At 53.3% G+C, this 15564-nt stretch carries 14 protein-coding genes; 8 read left to right on the top strand and 6 right to left on the bottom strand.

Going from position 1 to position 15564, the window contains the following annotated elements; translation table 11 throughout:
- Positions 1-797: 797 nt before the first annotated feature.
- From Pla144_RS18450 to Pla144_RS18435, 4 genes are all read right to left on the bottom strand, one after another.
- Positions 798-1037: a toxin-antitoxin system HicB family antitoxin gene (locus Pla144_RS18450; RefSeq protein WP_146452182.1), complete on the bottom strand. Its 240-nt coding sequence runs from the start codon at positions 1035-1037 to the stop codon at positions 798-800.
- 39 nt (positions 1038-1076) lie between these two features.
- Entirely contained in the window at positions 1077-1283 is a 207-nt protein-coding gene (locus Pla144_RS18445; protein ID WP_146452181.1) for a hypothetical protein, read from the bottom strand.
- Complete coding sequence (locus Pla144_RS18440) at positions 1264-1578, bottom strand: hypothetical protein (RefSeq protein WP_146452180.1); 315 nt, start codon at positions 1576-1578, stop codon at positions 1264-1266. The genes Pla144_RS18445 and Pla144_RS18440 overlap by 20 nt, the downstream gene beginning before the upstream one ends.
- Before the next feature lie 133 nt (positions 1579-1711).
- A complete protein-coding gene (locus Pla144_RS18435) occupies positions 1712-2116 on the bottom strand; it encodes a PGPGW domain-containing protein (RefSeq protein WP_197530811.1) in 405 nt (134 codons plus the stop codon).
- A gap of 599 nt (positions 2117-2715) precedes the next feature.
- On the opposite strand from Pla144_RS18435, the gene Pla144_RS18430 reads away from it, so the two are divergent.
- The 3 genes from Pla144_RS18430 to Pla144_RS18420 all read left to right on the top strand — a co-directional run bounded on the left by Pla144_RS18430 (position 2716) and on the right by Pla144_RS18420 (position 8123).
- Positions 2716-3894 carry an alpha/beta hydrolase family protein gene (locus Pla144_RS18430; RefSeq protein ID WP_146452179.1) on the top strand — a complete coding sequence of 393 codons (1179 nt, stop codon included), beginning with the start codon at positions 2716-2718 and terminating at the stop codon, positions 3892-3894.
- 301 nt (positions 3895-4195) lie between these two features.
- Positions 4196-6496, top strand: a complete 2301-nt coding sequence (locus tag Pla144_RS18425; RefSeq protein ID WP_197530810.1) for a DUF1592 domain-containing protein — start codon at positions 4196-4198, stop codon at positions 6494-6496.
- Positions 6497-6806: 310 nt separating this feature from the next.
- A complete protein-coding gene (locus Pla144_RS18420; RefSeq protein ID WP_146452177.1) occupies positions 6807-8123 on the top strand; it encodes a DUF1552 domain-containing protein in 1317 nt (438 codons plus the stop codon).
- 58 nt (positions 8124-8181) lie between these two features.
- On the opposite strand, the gene Pla144_RS18415 is transcribed toward Pla144_RS18420, so the two are convergent.
- Positions 8182-8490, bottom strand: coding sequence for a carbon storage regulator (locus Pla144_RS18415; protein ID WP_146452176.1), 309 nt, complete (start codon positions 8488-8490; stop codon positions 8182-8184).
- Positions 8491-8861: 371 nt separating this feature from the next.
- Between Pla144_RS18415 and Pla144_RS18410 the strand changes: the two genes are divergently transcribed.
- The 5 genes from Pla144_RS18410 (at position 8862) to Pla144_RS18390 (ending at position 13433) form a co-directional block, all read left to right on the top strand.
- Positions 8862-9971 (top strand): M24 family metallopeptidase, encoded by a 1110-nt coding sequence (locus tag Pla144_RS18410; protein WP_146452175.1) that lies wholly within the window; start codon positions 8862-8864, stop codon positions 9969-9971.
- 191 nt (positions 9972-10162) lie between these two features.
- The gene (locus Pla144_RS18405; RefSeq protein WP_146452174.1) at positions 10163-10957 is read left to right on the top strand and encodes a tyrosine-protein phosphatase; all 795 of its coding nucleotides are present in this window, start codon (positions 10163-10165) and stop codon (positions 10955-10957) included.
- On the top strand, positions 10957-11757 hold the full coding sequence (locus Pla144_RS18400; RefSeq protein ID WP_146452173.1) for a hypothetical protein: 801 nt from the start codon (positions 10957-10959) through the stop codon (positions 11755-11757). The genes Pla144_RS18405 and Pla144_RS18400 overlap by 1 nt, the downstream gene beginning before the upstream one ends.
- 363 nt (positions 11758-12120) lie before the next feature.
- Positions 12121-12684, top strand: coding sequence for a carboxypeptidase-like regulatory domain-containing protein (locus Pla144_RS18395; protein WP_146452172.1), 564 nt, complete (start codon positions 12121-12123; stop codon positions 12682-12684).
- 173 nt (positions 12685-12857) lie between these two features.
- Positions 12858-13433, top strand: a complete 576-nt coding sequence (locus Pla144_RS18390) for a carboxypeptidase-like regulatory domain-containing protein (protein WP_146452171.1) — start codon at positions 12858-12860, stop codon at positions 13431-13433.
- A 451-nt stretch (positions 13434-13884) separates the two neighbouring features.
- Here the strand turns inward: Pla144_RS18390 and Pla144_RS18385 are convergent, their stop codons facing one another.
- Complete coding sequence (locus Pla144_RS18385; RefSeq protein ID WP_146452170.1) at positions 13885-15369, bottom strand: sulfatase family protein; 1485 nt, start codon at positions 15367-15369, stop codon at positions 13885-13887.
- Positions 15370-15564: the final 195 nt, after the last annotated feature.

Raw genomic sequence — 15564 nt, 5'->3', positions numbered from 1 at the left:
GGCTAAGTTTACGACCTTGCAATTCTCCTGGTTGTCCACTCACCTCACCCATCCATGCAGATAGCCCCAGCCTGACTATTGCCAGGGGGGGAACAACATGGCCACCGAGGACACAGAGTTCACAGAAGAAGGGTGAAGTCCGTAACCTTCTCTCAGTATTTTCTGAGTGCTCGGTGGCTAAATCTATTTCAACAAGAATCCAAGAGGGGGAAATTAGACGCGGATGAACGCGGATTCAACGGATTTTCGCCGATCCGAACCAAGACAATCAATTCTAATCCGCGCAACATCCGCCCAATCAGCGTTTATCCGCGTTCTATTTCTTCCCTAAACGTTTGAACCGGTGTGAACTTCTCAGCTCGATGGATAGTAGGAAAACCCGTGCCTTGCGATAGTCATTATAAGGATTTGGCGTGGGAATCTAAGAGACAATTTTTGGCCACCTGGGAAGTAGGCGCGAGGCGCTAGTTGCTAGGCGCTGGTCAGAAAGATACTTCTCTACGCCGAGGGGGAAATGACAGAAATCATGCTGCAAACTGTATTCCCCCTAGCCTCTGCCCTCTAGCATCTTGCCTCTATTTTGCTGGGGGAAGATTTATGAGTGATGAATGATGATGTTAAGATCCTCGATCTGCAATCTAAATCCCTAGTTCCCCCCTAGCCTCTAACCTCCAACCTCTAGTCACTCTCCCCTTTCCATCTCATCCCCGCAGGGTCGGCAGTCACTAGCCAGGGGTGGGAACCCCTGGAACATGTCACTCGACAGCTTAGCCCTGAATGGGCGATAGTATGCTAATTCAATCAATTCGATCATTCTTCGCTGGTGCAACGTCAATCACAGCGGATAGATAGCGATCGAAATCTTCGCGGCGCCCTGCCTGAGCTTCTTGTTTCAAATAATCAGCGGTCATGAGTACCGACAATTTCTCGCCGGCTGCGCTCGCCAGAAATTGACTGACGGAGTACCCTTCCTTTGCCGCCAAGGCTTCGATGCGGATCTTGAGTGATTCGGGTAATTCGATGGTTAGCGTACTCATGAACTGGCTCAGAATAGTTTGCTATAATCAGTCGTTTTCTCAACTGCCATTTGCTTCGCCATGCTGACCAGTTACACGCTCAATGTCTTCGAGATTGTGGCCATCGACCCAGTCATGGCGCTCCTGGGCATAATCTCCGCTTCCATTCTCAAATTGCTGTAGGAATCGCACCATATCGGCGCGCCCCAATCGCTCACGTAACGCCTGCAAACCTTCTTGCCGGACTTCATCCAATGTTCTTTGCATCGTATTGCTCCTTGAGCCATTCTACAGGATTGGCCACGCGTATTTTAATTTCATCTGCAAGCTGACGCGACTTCCGCAACCAGCGATCATCACAAGTTAACAACACATCAACCTGCAAGCTTTCAGCCGCTGCCAGATGGACGGCATCTGCAGCTCCGAAGCCACGAGTTACAAGCTGCCGAGCCCGCACGAATATGAGTCCCTTCAACTCTATTCTACTCTCTGGGAACTGGTAGTGCCTTTTAGTAATATAGGCCTTGTTTGTTTCGTCCTCGGCGATGTTCTTGCGGTACACAACGGTAATTTCTCGGACGAATTTCTATTTGCGATTCCCACCCAGGGTAGCAGCAAAGATCGTGGAACTCACTTTGCGGCAACCCTGGGCTATGGTGAGAACCCCGTTGGGGTAGAGGGGCAGGGACAGATATTTAACTCTTCTGAATGATCAGGGGGTCCTTGTTGACTCGGCTGCGAAGCCAATTGATTGAGCGCAGTAGTGGGGGATGGCTGATTAGCCAGCGCTCTAGCCGGAACTTGCCGGGGAAATCTAGGAGGGTGATTCCTACTAGAATGGTCAGAAGACCTTGGCCTGGAATGACGAGCATTACGAGTCCGAGCAGAACTAGGAGAATTCCTCCGGCATTTTTTGCCACGAGGATTGTCGCTCGCAGTACAGGATGTTGGCCGGACCATCGTAGGGAGGGACGTTGCTCGTGTAGAAAGTAATCGCTCGGGATGCGGGCTACGACCACTGGAATCAGGATCAAGCTCGCCAAGAATGTCAGCAACGATAACCCCGTCAGACACCACAGGGCTGTCTGATGAGATTCCATCCATTGTAACGATTGAGATATCATGAGGGGGGGGAAGTGGTCAGTGACGGGATAGTGTAGTGGTAAATTATAGTCAGTGGTTGGAGGAGAAAAGTGATGAATGATCATTGATGAGTTTTGGGGGAGAACTGGTAGTGCCTTTTAGTAATATGGGCCTTGTTTGTTTCGTCCTCGGTAATGTTCTTGCGGTACACGACGGCAACTCCTCGGACAAATTTCTATTTGCGATCCTTACCCAGGGTAGCAGCAAAGTTCGTGAAACTCTCTTTGCGGCAACCCCGGGCTATGGTGTTATACCCCTTTGGGGTAGGGATTGTTTGTCTTTACGCCGAATCGGTTAGGTGAATTCAATGCGGTTTCCCGAAGGCGAGAGCCTCTAAGTCGCGCTCTACTGGACTCGCTGGTAAATCTGTCGTAACCTTTTGCAAGGTGTACTCCTTCGTGCCTTTGTCGGGCCACTGATGGAACACAAAAAAATCACCAGCAGGTTACGCAAACATTTTCTCCTCTCCTAGCACACAACTTTTGGTTATCTCTCTTTACTTGAGGGTGTCGAATATCTCCAGTTGTTTCAGTTAGAGTAAACAAAGGGTTTTTCAATGGTGTCAACGTTGAATATTCTGCTGCTTTGGTGGGCGTCATGCGCTCAGTCTGATCAAGCATTTGACTTGCCGGAACTTCTGGTCGCCGAAAGCGGGGAAGTTATTGACACTGTGCAGGAGTGGCAGTCGCAACGAAGACCTGAGGTGATCGAACTTTTTCGTGAAAATGTCTACGGTTGCAATCCGATTGATAAACCGCACAACTTGAAATTCGAAGTCAAGGAAATCAACCCAGAAGCAATGTCGGGGAAGGCGACGCTCAAGTTGGTCGATATTTCCTACGGAGGTCCCGGGGGGAATGGCTGCATTCACCTGGCCGTCTTCCTGCCCAATGATCGCCCAAGTCCCGCGCCCGGTTTTCTGCTGATTTGCAACAGGCCTCGCGAAGAGAATATTGATCCCACACGAGTAACCAAGAGTCCCTTCTGGCCCACCGAGGAAATTGTCGATCGTGGGTATGTTGCGGCAACATTTCACATTGAAGACGTTGATCCAGATGAGCACGACCAATTTAAGAATGGAGTCCACGGCATTTTCGATCCTCTCGATTCTCCTCGCGGGCCCGACGCCTGGGGGTCCATTGCCGCGTGGGCTTGGGGCGCAAGTCGGTGTATGGACTACTTTGAAGCAGACAATGACATCGATCACACAAAAATGGCGGTTGTTGGCCATTCGCGGGGCGGCAAGACTGCTCTCTGGTGCGGGGCCACCGACGAACGTTTTGCTTTAGTGATCAGCAACGAGTCGGGCTGTACGGGAGCTGCACTAGCTCGGCGAAAATCTGGCGAGGACATCCAGGCAATCAACAATCGCTTTCCTCACTGGTTCTGTGAGAACTACAAGAAATATGACGGCAAAGAGGACGAGCTGCCGATCGACCAACATATGCTCCTAGCCCTGATGGCACCTCGGCTGGTTTACGTTTCGAGTGCAACGGAAGACAAGTGGGCAGACCCTCTCGGCGAGTTTCTTTCCTGTGTGTATGCAGAACCCGTATTCGATTTGTATGGAGTAAAGGGATTGGGGACTTCGACAATGCCTGCCGCAAATTCACCTCTTCACGAAGGGCAGATTGGGTATCACTTGCGGAGGGGATCGCACGATTTGACACGCTATGATTGGAACTGCTTTATGGACTTTGCCGACAAGCATTGGGAAACAGCAACCAGGACGTAAGACGGCAGTAGTACTGCGTCAAATCTTGAATCAGAATTGAGCGGTTCGGCGCTCTCCGCCAGTAGTGTTGCAATACCGGCGGATAGCGCCGACCCGCTCACGGGACGTGGAGAAAGGTGAGGCTAGAGGTTGGAGGCTAGTGGTTAGTGAATGGTGCTTGGTGGTGTGGAGAACTAGATTCGCGTCGCGATGAGCAAAAAGTGCTGAAGTTGTTGGATTGTTGGCTGTGATTTAGAATTAGAGTCTAGGAATACACGACTCGGAGCGTCGTATTTCAACCATGCATTGCAGAGAATTGCGCATGCTGCGTTTTAGTTTGATACTTGCCATTTGGTGGGGCGGTGTGTCTGCCTGGGGGGAAGAACTTCCTGGTAAAGTGATGTTTGCTTCGCAGTGTGCGCGCTGCCATGGAGATGAGGGGAACGGGACCGAGGACTATCCTGACGCCTTGCGGGGAGATCTTTCGGCCCTGCAGTTGGCTGAGGTGATTAGGCTGACCATGCCGGAGGATGATCCTGAGACGCTTTCGGTGGAGGAGGCGCAGGCAATTGCTGAATACATTCACCAGTCGTTCTATTCGCCGGTGGCCGTGGCCCGGAATAAGCCTCCTCGGATTGAGTTGGCTCGGCTTACTGTCAAGCAACATCGGCGTGCGCTGGCGGACTTGATCGGCAGCTTTGGTCCCGAGGTGGAATGGAATGGTGGCGGAGGTCTCGCTGGCGAGTATTTCCATGGACGCAATGGCTTTCGGGAGAATCAGCTGTCCCTATCACGAGTGGATGAAACCGTTGATTTCAATTTCACGGGGACTCCTCCCGTCGAAGGGGAGGAAGATAAGGGACACTACTTGATTCGCTGGTCGGGCTCGCTCTATGCCGCCGAGACGGGGTGGTACCGATTTGTGGTGCGGACCGATAACGGGGCTCGGTTGTGGGTGAATGACAGCAGCGTGGCAGCGATCGATGCCTGGGTGAAGTCGGGCGAGGGGACCGAGTATGAAGCGAAGTGTTTCCTGATCGGGGGACGGTGCTATCCAGTACGGCTGGAGTTTTCCAACAGCAATCAAGGGGTGCAGGATAAGAAGTTCGACAAGGAAGAATTCCTCTCCCAGGTAGCGACGATTCGGCTCCTGTGGGAACCGCCGCATGGGACCCTGCAGACAATCCCCCAGCGGGTACTTTCTCCACAATTTGCGGCGGAGTCATTTGTTTGCACGACCCCTTTCCCACCCGACGACCGCAGCTATGGCTGGGAGCGAGGCACGACCATCTCCCAGGCATGGGAAGAGGCGACCACCGCCGCCGCGATTGAGGCAGCCAATTATGTCGATGCGCACCTGACCGAATTGACGGGTGCCAAGGGCTCCTCGAAGAAGCTTGCAGGATTCGCAACTGAATTGGCAAAACGTGCGTTTCGCCAGCCGCTGACTCCGAAAATGCAGCAGACGTATGTGACGCAACATTTTGAGGCAATCGAGGAGCCGGATCTTGCTTTGCGGCGGGCGGTATTGATGATCTTGATGAGTCCGCGGTTTTTATATCGCGAAGTTGCTGCCGAGCCAACTCAGTATGACGTCGCCTCTCGATTGGCGTTTACTCTGTGGGATAGCCAGCCTGATGAGGTACTGCTCCTTGCGGCAGAAAACGGTGAGCTTGAAACCAAAGACCAGGTTCGCGAGCAGGCCGAGCGAATGCTGGGAGACATGCGTGCCCGGTCAAAATTACATGAGTTCTTGCTGACGTGGCTTGACGTTGATTCGCACGTCGACCTAACGAAGAATCCAGATCGGTTTCCTGAGTTTGATGCGGAGACGATTGCCGATTTGCGAACTTCTCTGGAGGTGTTTCTCGATGAGGTCGTCTGGTCTGAAGAGTCCGACTATCGACGACTGTTCTTAGCGGATGAGGTGTTCTTGAACAAGCGGCTGGCGCAGTTTTACGGGGAAGCGGAACTGGTCGACTCCGAGGCGATCGACGAGGAGTTTTCCAAGGCGAAACTCGATGAGGGGCGACGGGCTGGGGTGTTGACGCATCCTTATGTACTTGCGCGGTTTGCTCACCCGGAGGATACGTCTCCGATTCTGCGCGGTGTGTTCTTAGTGCGCCGCGTGTTGGGTCAAGCCTTGAAACCGCCTCCAGAGGCCGTGCCACCACTGGCCGCGAGATTGCATCCGGAACTTACCACCCGCGAACGGGTCACCTTGCAGACCAAGCCTGCGAGTTGCATGACCTGCCATCATTTGATCAATCCTCTGGGTTTCACGCTGGAACGATTCGATGCGGTGGGGCGTTATCGGGATAACGAGGACGACAAAGCGATCGATGACGTGGGAGTTTATCAGGCTCGTGAAGGAGTGGCAGTAACGCTCGCCGGGGCACGCGCTCTAGCGGAATATCTCGCTTCAAGCGAAGAGGTGCACAATGCCTTTGTGCAACAGCTGTTCCACTACCTGGTGCAGCAATCGATCCAGGCCTATGGACCGGAAATGCAGCAGAAATTGTTACTTGGTTTTGTGAAAGAGAACTATAATATACGGAAACTGGTGATCGAGATTGCGGTAGCGTCGAGCATGAGAAGTCGCGACGGCGGTGTCGTTGAATAGGGTATGTGTGGCCCGTAGCAGCAACTTAATTTTAGAACATGAGTAAACTGAGCTAACTGAGTTGGATTTAATCAGCTCAACGAATGCTGGAAAAAGGAAGAAATTGGACACAGATGAACGCCGATTGGACGGACTTTCACGGATTTTCGAACAAACTGTCTGTTTATGATCCGCGCTTCATCCGCTTAATCTGTGTTTGTCCGCGTCAAATTACCTCTCTTCGATTCCTGCTGAAATGAATTTACGCACCCTCCGGAAACTTGAATCGTAAGTAGCACGGATACGATAGATCGTTTGAAAGGAAGATTTGATGGCTCGCTTTAAGAATCGACGAGAATTCCTGCGGAAGCTGGGGTTGAGCGCAGCAGCGATTCCATTTGTATCCAATGCGACCAGCCTGGGGTTTGCCAATAAGGTTGGGCGAATGCAGCGATTGGTGATCGTGTTTACGCCGAATGGGGTTGTGCCGGATACTTTTTGGCCGGATGAGGAAGGGACCGACTTCAAGTTCAAAGAAAGCCTTTCACCGTTGGAACCCTACAAGGATCGCACACTTGTGCTGCATGGTGTTCATGATCGTCTGCGCGGCGATGGTGACAGCCACATGCGCGGTATGGGTTGCTTATTGACGGGTAGCGAACTGTTTCCTGGCAATATTCAAGGTGGTGGCAATACGCCCGCAGGTTGGTCCAGCGGGCTTTCGATCGATCAGGAAATCAAAAACTTCTTACAAGCGAACGAGGCGACTCGCACTCGCTTCGGTTCACTAGAGTTTGGGGTGCTTATCCCCGAGCGAGCCGACACGTGGACTCGCATGGTTTATGCTGGTCCTAATCGACCGATTGCGCCGATTGACGATCCTTATCAGATGTTCTCCAAGCTGTATGGTGAGATGAAGGATCGCGAGAATGTCACGAGCATCCTGGACGACCTCCAAGCCGACCTTCAGCAAATTCGCGGTCAAATGAATGCGGAGGACAAACGGCTGCTTGACCAACACGCCACGTTTGTGCGTGAATTTGAAAAGTCGCTGCAAGCGACAGGCGATAACCAACTAGCTCACGCCGAGCCGGAACTTGATTCGGGTGTGGAGCACAAGCAGGAAAACATGCCGACGTTGAGCAGAATGCAGATCGAGCTGATGGTCAACGCGTTTCAGAATGATTTTTCACGCGTTGCGACTTTGCAGTACACCAACTCAGTGGGCCAGGCGAAGATGAGTTGGCTGGGAATCGAAGAAGGACACCACACAATTTCCCACGAGCCGGATGACAACACCGAGGCTGGGGAGCAATTAACGCAGATCAATAAGTGGTTCTGCGAGCAACTTGCATTGCTGGTGAAGAAGCTTGACGAAACACCAGAGCCAGGAGGCCCGGGATCGTTGCTGGATAATACCTTGATCGTTTGGACGAACGAGTTGGGCAAAGGGAATTCCCACACACTCGACAACATCCCGTTTGTGTTAGTCGGTGGTGGGCTCGACTTCGCCATGGGGCGATCAGTGAGGTTCGACAAAGTGAACCACAATCGGCTATTGATGTCGCTCGCCCATGGCTTTGGGCACCACATAGAGACCTTTGGTAACCCCGATTACTGCGGCGGCGGTGCAATCTCGCTCTCGTGAAAACGCAACGCGGCAAGCGGCTGCCAACCGGCAGCTTGATGCTGCCGGTTAACGCACGTTAGATCGAGGCTGCGGTGAACTCTTTGAGAATTGGCTGCTTCTCAGCCTCTGCGGCTGGTAGCTTTTCCGGCTCTGAAGTCGGTTCACACTTCATGATGACGGTTTCCGCTTCTGATTGCGAGGTTTCAGGCTCGTCGAGCACACTGAACGAGTCCACAGCGTCGAACAGCTCTCCTCGCAAAATGCGGACATTTTGGGGGGCACAAACGGCCAAGGTGACCCGATTACCGGCCACTCTGCGGACCTCGACAAAGACATCTTCGCCGATGTGAATTCGTTCACCAATTTTTCTACTTAATACGAGCATCCTTACTTCCCTCCGGTATAAGACCTGATGTGATATCGGCGTAACTCTATTGCAGAGCTGCCATCGCGGGTTGCGATGCCCTCTAATACGAGCAAGGAGCGTGCCGTGGATGTAACGTATTGTGGCTTGAAGTCATCTTCACTACGTAAAGCACTTTGTAATAAGGAGTTGCGTGGATGCCAGCTGCTGGGGAAATTGGCACGAGGTGGCAGAAATGCATCCCAAACAGGGTATTTTGATCCCGATTTGAGACGTTTGTCCGGAATCGAGACGTGCCGGGATTGGGTGGGCTAATTTGCCTACTCGTTTCAATTGGCTAAGCTGATAGCCGATGTGTCCCCCTCGCCTATCGCAGATATGAGAGTAATGGAATGAGTGACGATCCCTACGGAGTTGATGTGGTTGCCTGCAAATCGCGGCAACAGCGGTTACTCGCCGAAATGGTGGAGCACGGGCTGGAGTGGGTGGTGCTTACACGGCGGGAATCGGTCCAATGGTTGACGGGGGCATACGTCGGCCCGTTGTTCGCGCCTGCTGCTGCGATGAACACCGAGGGGCGGGTAACCCTGGTGCTTCCCTCGCGGAAGACCTCTTTGACAGTAGCAGCAGACGAGGTTTTGCCTTACGAAGAGAAGTGGTGTTCGACGCTAAGGGACGAACAGCGAGCGGCCAGTAATACGGTGATGATGAGTGCTTTGCCAATCAAGTTGCGGCATGTCGGAGGAGAATGGTCTCAGTTAGGGCCAGACTTGCTAGCGGACTGCGAAGGGAATGTTATCAACATCGAGCCGACGATCTTTCGCCTGCGCCGTCAAAAAGACAACGACGAATTGCGGATGCTCAGGCGGGCCAATGATGCGAACCGGGCGATGTACAAGCTGGCGCGCGAAATCGTCGAGCCTGGCGTGAATGAGCTGGATGTCTACAACGAACTGCATGCCGTAGCCGTACAGAAGCTGGGAGAGGCTTTGACGTACTTTGGGCAGGATTTTCGCAGCAATGCGCGTGGCGGCTTACCTCGGGACCGCAAGATCGAGGCAGGCGAACTCTACATCCTCGACTTGGGCGTCGGGTTTCGTGGCTACTACTCTGACAATGCGCGGACGCTTGCCGTGGGGGGGGAGCCGAGTGCTAAGCAGGTGCTAGCATGGGAACGGGTGAGCGAAGTGTTTCCTTTGGTGGAGTCAACTGTGCGACCGGGGGCGAGTTGCAAGCAACTCTTTGAGGAAGTGCAGTCACTCTTGGATAAGAGCAAACCCTGGGTTTTCAATCATCATCTGGGGCACGGCGTGGGGCTTGCCCCGCACGAAGGGCCGCATCTGAATCCCAGTTGGGACGACACCTTCGCCGAGGGTGAATTCTTCACCGCTGAACCGGGGCTGTACCACGAGGAGCTGCGTGCTGGGGTTCGGCTAGAGGAGAACTATGTAGTGACAGCAACCGGGTGTGAGAAACTGACGGATTATCCGCTGGGACTTTGATGAAATGCGGGAATGGAAGGAATACCAAGAATAGAAGCAATTGGGGAATGGATCGAGCGCTATCTCATTCCCCCATTTCTTCATCCCCTATATCTCCCGAGTCGCCTTGACCGGAGGTGGGGGGATTTCTATTCTCCTCGCCATCTTTCACCATTCATTCTTCGGTATTTTCTGCTTATTGCGGAGCACCCATGCACGGTTCTTATGCGGATATTCATTGTCACCTTCTTCCCGGAATCGATGATGGGGCAAGTGACTTGGCGACTACCCTGGCAATGGCCCAAATGGCGGTCGAGGATGGCATTCACACAATGGTAGTCACTCCCCATCAGTTGGGGAATTTCTCTCGAAACTCAGGGGAAGACATTCGTCGAGAGACAATACTTCTCCAACGAGTGCTCGCTGAGCGACGCATACCGCTAGAAATATTGCCCGGCGGAGATGTTCGCATTGAAGACGGGATGGTCGAAAAAATCATCAGCGGCGAAGTGCTTTCGTTGGGAGATCATCGGCGGCATGTACTCTTGGAGCTTCCTCACGAATTGTTTTTTCCTCTGGATGCGATTCTAAAATCGCTTGAGCGCGAAGGAATGACTGGAATTCTCTCACATCCAGAACGCAATCAGGGGATCATGCGGAATCCAGGTTTGCTGGAGCCGCTCGTCGAGAGAGGTTGCCTGATGCAGATCACGGCGGGTAGTTTGATGGGGACCTTTGGATCGCGAAGCCAGGAACTAGCCGAGTGGATGCTTGAGCATGGTTTGGTCCATTTTGTGGCGACTGATGCCCATGGTGTGAAGGCGCGACGACCGCTGATGACCCGCGCCTACGACCGGATTGCCGAACTGGTCGGCGAAACCGTGGCAGGAGATCTATGCACGATCAATCCTGAGTTGGTTGCCTGCGGGAAACCCGTGGAGGGTGGAGTGCGTTCGAAGCCCCGGCGAAGTTGGTCAGGATTCTTTTCCGCTAAAAAGGTTGGTTGATGCCTGAGTTATCTCGGCGGATATTCCTGGCCGGTTGTGGCTCTGCGCTTATGGCGCAGTGGGCTACGCGGGGAATCCCCTGCTCTGCCGCGCCGGCTTGGCAAGACTCTCGCAGCCACGGGCCTTTTCAATTACAAGCGACCTTTCCCCTGGGTGAGCTCACGCCCCTGTTTCAGGATCTCTCTGCCCTGGAACTCGAATTGCAACGCACCCTGGCGGTTTTGCCTGCTCAACACGGGATTGATGTCTTCTTGCTGAATGACCAGACAGCACACAAAGAGATTCTGACTCAGCTTTACCCTCGGGTCCCGTACCGTCGCGCCCTGTACGTGCAGCGAGGTGGGCAGTCGAGCGTCTACGCCTACAGCAATCCTGATTTGCCGATTGATTTGCGACATGAATGCACCCATGCCTTGCTCCATGCGAGTTTGCCGATGGTGCCGTTGTGGCTCGATGAGGGTTTGGCTGAGTATTTCGAGGTGCCGGCGGGAGAACGGGCCTACGGTAATCCCCATATGGCAAAGCTACGCTGGAATTTCCGGCTCGGGATGATTCGCAACATTGAATCTCTGGAAGCCTGCGGAGATCTCGAGTCGATGGGGGCCGTGGAATATCGCTTCGCGTGGGCCTGGGTTCATTTCATGCTTCACGGACCCCTGGCGGCACATCGTGAATTGGTCCATTTTCTTGCGGACATTCGTCGCGGCAATCCACCCGGACAGCTATCACAACGGTTGAACGAAAAAATCCCTGACTTGGAAAACCAATTCGTCGGACATTTCAGGGCGTGGTCAAAGTGAATTTGGGAATGAAGGAATTTGGGAAAGGGGCGAGGCATATTCATTCCCCCATTCCTTCATTCCTCCATTGCTTCCTATTCCTCTCAGGCGATTTTGATGGTCGGGCAAACTTTGACGGCCATGGTGATAATTCTGCCAGCAGAGGTAGCACTTCTACCATCTGTGCCGTTTTTGTGAATTTGCTTTTGAGAGAGCCATCAAACTGAGCCGATAGCCCTAAAAGTAAGTCTCGCCCAGGCCGCCGATTCATCAATCGCATTCGGTCGGGTGATCCGTGTTCGTGATGTGCCTTTCGGAGACGGCAATCTTCGTGTCTTGGAGTGGCATCATTCAGGTCGCGCTTTTCTTGTAAATGAGGATAAAATGAAAACCAAATCAATTAGAGTGCTGTCAGTTGCACTATGGGCGTTGAGTGTAGTGCTCTCGCCTTGTGCTTCTGCAGCAGAGGCGACTGCGGTTCGAACGCTCGATATCTCGCTGCAAAACGGAGGTGTTCTGTCGGGACAGGTGGCAGATGCCGCTGGCAATGGGCGAAAAGGTGTTCCCGTTTCGGTCATTGAAAGTGGCAAGGAAATCGGTCGCAGCACAACGGATGAAGCTGGCAAGTTCCAGATTGCGGGTCTCTCGGGTGGCGTGGTTACCATCGCTGCCGCAGACACGCAGGGGAATTGCCGCTTGTGGTCACCTGGCACGGCACCTCCAGCCTCTCAGAAGGGAGTGTTGGTGGTATCGCAGGACCAGGTCGCCTGTGGACAAGACTGTGGTTCGTGTGTGGGTTGCGGTAGCGGAGTGTGTGGAAGTCGTCACGGTGGTGGATTGTTCGGCATGATGCTCGATCATCCGCTGTTGACGGCTGGTATAATCGGGGCGGCTATCGCTATCCCGCTAGCACTGGATGACGATGATGATCCCCCGGCATCCCCATAGTTGTGGACCAGAATAGGACGTGACGGGGTTGGCCTTCTCGTGGGTCAACGAAGTCGCTACGATTCGCCGACTCTTTCGCTAACGCGAGAGGCAAGAATAATATTCGAGGATTGTCCTCCGCAGACTAAAGGGCTTTTAGCTGGCTTAGAGGGGTAGAAAGGGAGATAGATTTGATGTCAAGTTTTTGTTCTAAGTCTTTCCAGAGGAAGGTTACCTGGGTTGCCAGTGTAGCGTTGGTTGCACAACCACAACTTCTCACTGCCGCTCAACCGGCAGCCATTACGCCTACTGCCAACACACGTCAGGTGATTGAGGCCCCTCACGATGTAGCCCTGGCTGATGGCGGAACCGTCACAGGCCAAGTCGTTGATACTGCGGGAAAACCCCAGGCCAACATGCCGGTGACCCTGAACAGCTCCAACAAGGAAATCGCCCGTGTTCATACCGATGCGGAAGGCAACTTCCGTGTCGCGAGCCTGCAAGGTGGCGTGTATCACGTCGCCACGAATGGCAACGAAGGGGTTTATCGCTTCTGGGCTCCACGCACAGCACCTCCAGGATCGCAAACTGGTTTGAACCTCGTGTCAGGCCAAAACGTCTATCGCGGTCAAGTCGGCGGTGGTCCTTTCACCTCGATCGGCCAGTGGATTGCCGAACATCCGATCATGACAGCCGCTGGCGTTGCGACGGCGATAGCCGTGCCTCTGGCCCTGCAAGATGATGACGACGATCCTCCAGCGAGCCCTTAGTCACTTGCTGAGAGACTAAACATTCACACAAAACCACGCGGCAGCTTCAGCCGCGTGGTTTTTTTGCTATACCAGGCATGTTTGCCAACTTGAGGGGGCAAGTCCCGTAAGCTCGGCCATCCCAGCGGCGTGGGTTCGTCCTATTTCAGCAAATTGACTCCCAACTCGAACTGCAGCAGTCCATCGACATTAGTCGGTTCGTATGCGCCCAGGACACGCCCTCATTCCGCTCCAATTCTCGTCCGCGCAAACGATCCGTGACCTAACGTTCGCCAGTTATCGATGTGATGACGCTACTGCGGAGGTCTCCGTCACCGCCATCAGTATCTGCGGGCCGAAAGTCGCTGAAGTTTGTCCACCTTCTGCGAGCAAGCGAGTTGGCGGGGTCGCGTCAGTGTGCTCAAGCGAAGCCGAACGAGGCTCAGAGGTATCTGCATTAACCGCGAAGATGTTACTCGTATTGCCACTTCAAGATCCATGGATCATTCGTGCGGCGCTGATACTCCTTTAGTTTCACCTTCATCCGCTCAAGGGTGTCTGCGTACCTGTGGTCGTCGGCCAAGTTCTTCGATTCATGGGGATCGGCCTGGATGTCAAACAACTCAAACGCGGGGCGATGAATGTAACTGTCGACAGTCCAAGGACCGTAGGGTGCCTCGGGACCTTGTTTGAATTGTTCCTGCCATGTCGAAGCAGCCCACAGATCGGAGGCGAATGGGAACGGGAGCCCACAAGCGATATTCCAAATGAGTTTGTATTTCCGTTCGCGGACCGCTCGCATTGGGTAGTACATCTGGATTTCGTGAAAAGTATGAGAGGCAAATACCTCGTCCCACCCAGCAGGGTCGGTCTTCTCGAGAATGGATAGGAACGAGCGACCGTGAAGTGTGCCCGGGGAAGCATAGTCCTTTTTTAGTCCATCGGATTGCTGCGCCTTTTGCTCAAGCTTAGCGACAACACCCTGCTCGACTTTTGTAGTGTTGGCATCAAGGATTCCAGCGAAGTCCAACATCGTGGGGGTAATGTCAACCCAACTAATCATGGCGTTGTTCTCGATGCCACGCGTTTTCGCATAGGGATTGCGTACAACGAGAGGTGAATGCATTCCCCCTTCATAAAGTGTTGTTTTGGCGCCTGGCATAGCAATCCCATGATCCGACATATAGATGACCAAAGTGCGATCGTAGACGCCTGCGTCCTTAAGATGCTGAAGGAGTCTCCCGATGGCGGCGTCAAATCGAGTGACTGCCTGGTAGTACTCAGCAAGTTCCTCTCGACAGGCGGGGGTATCAGGAAGGAACCCGGGTACGACGATCTTTTCTGGAGAATACTCATTGCGGACGTCGGCGACCGAGGCTGTTTCGTTTCCAAATTGGTTCGGACTGTGGGGTTTGGAGTGGTCAACACCTCCGCCTCGGTGGGGATCGCTAAAGCAGAAGTATAAGAAGAAAGGTCGCTCGTCGGGTTGCGAGATGAAGCCAGCACAATTGTCGGCCATCTCTTCGTCGTTCCGACCTCCACCAGGGATGATTTTCTCAAAGCCATAGACACTCTCCGGGTCAACATGAAACTTACCACAACGCGCTGTACGGTAGCCCGCGTACTTAAGATAAACGGGAAGGCTAGCCGCATTCACCCAAGTGCTAAACTTGTGGTAATCGTGTGCGTGGCCATACTGCCCATTCGCGTGGTTGTGCATGCCAGTAAGAATCACGGAGCGACTTGCCGAACAACTGGCAGTGGTACAGAAGGAGTGCGTAAACAGCGTTCCATCTAAGGCTAACGCATCGATACTGGGAGTATTGACGACTGAATTACCATAGCATCCTGCGTCGCAACCGTGATCATCCGCGATAATGAGCAAAATATTCCGCTCAGCTCCTGTCGCAGCATTGGTTGCGAGCAAGGCTAGAAAGAAGAAAAATAGGTTTCGCATAGCAGAGAACTCCGCTCACTATTCTCGGTTTAATGGTGCGACTTCTGGTCTGCTGGAGTCGACTAGGGGCAGGAGCTAGGTAGTAATGACTGGATCTTTCTGCACGAGGCGAGAAAAGGGTCGCATGACGATGGCCATAATGTCGAGTATAGCGAACTCTTTGGAGAATTGTTACTAACCAGAAGCAAAGAGGGC

The sequence above is a fragment of the Bythopirellula polymerisocia genome (assembly GCF_007860015.1).
GTDB classification, from domain to species: domain Bacteria; phylum Planctomycetota; class Planctomycetia; order Pirellulales; family Lacipirellulaceae; genus Bythopirellula; species Bythopirellula polymerisocia.
Note: the sequence above shows the minus strand (reverse complement) of the source record. Positions and strands in the feature narration are given on the sequence as shown.

What these genes read in the sequence shown, in the direction of transcription:
- Pla144_RS18405 (WP_146452174.1), top strand. Translation starts at nt 10,163, where the DNA reads ATGCACGGTTCTTATGCGGATATTCATTGTCACCTTCTTCCCGGAATC.
- Pla144_RS18420 (WP_146452177.1), top strand. Translation starts at nt 6,807, where the DNA reads ATGGCTCGCTTTAAGAATCGACGAGAATTCCTGCGGAAGCTGGGGTTG.
- Pla144_RS18390 (WP_146452171.1), top strand. Translation starts at nt 12,858, where the DNA reads ATGTCAAGTTTTTGTTCTAAGTCTTTCCAGAGGAAGGTTACCTGGGTT.
- Pla144_RS18435 (WP_197530811.1), bottom strand. Translation starts at nt 2,116, where the DNA reads ATGGAATCTCATCAGACAGCCCTGTGGTGTCTGACGGGGTTATCGTTG.
- Pla144_RS18410 (WP_146452175.1), top strand. Translation starts at nt 8,862, where the DNA reads ATGAGTGACGATCCCTACGGAGTTGATGTGGTTGCCTGCAAATCGCGG.
- Pla144_RS18395 (WP_146452172.1), top strand. Translation starts at nt 12,121, where the DNA reads ATGAAAACCAAATCAATTAGAGTGCTGTCAGTTGCACTATGGGCGTTG.
- Pla144_RS18385 (WP_146452170.1), bottom strand. Translation starts at nt 15,369, where the DNA reads ATGCGAAACCTATTTTTCTTCTTTCTAGCCTTGCTCGCAACCAATGCT.
- Pla144_RS18450 (WP_146452182.1), bottom strand. Translation starts at nt 1,037, where the DNA reads ATGAGTACGCTAACCATCGAATTACCCGAATCACTCAAGATCCGCATC.
- Pla144_RS18400 (WP_146452173.1), top strand. Translation starts at nt 10,957, where the DNA reads ATGCCTGAGTTATCTCGGCGGATATTCCTGGCCGGTTGTGGCTCTGCG.
- Pla144_RS18445 (WP_146452181.1), bottom strand. Translation starts at nt 1,283, where the DNA reads ATGCAAAGAACATTGGATGAAGTCCGGCAAGAAGGTTTGCAGGCGTTA.
- Pla144_RS18415 (WP_146452176.1), bottom strand. Translation starts at nt 8,490, where the DNA reads ATGCTCGTATTAAGTAGAAAAATTGGTGAACGAATTCACATCGGCGAA.
- Pla144_RS18430 (WP_146452179.1), top strand. Translation starts at nt 2,716, where the DNA reads ATGGTGTCAACGTTGAATATTCTGCTGCTTTGGTGGGCGTCATGCGCT.
- Pla144_RS18425 (WP_197530810.1), top strand. Translation starts at nt 4,196, where the DNA reads ATGCTGCGTTTTAGTTTGATACTTGCCATTTGGTGGGGCGGTGTGTCT.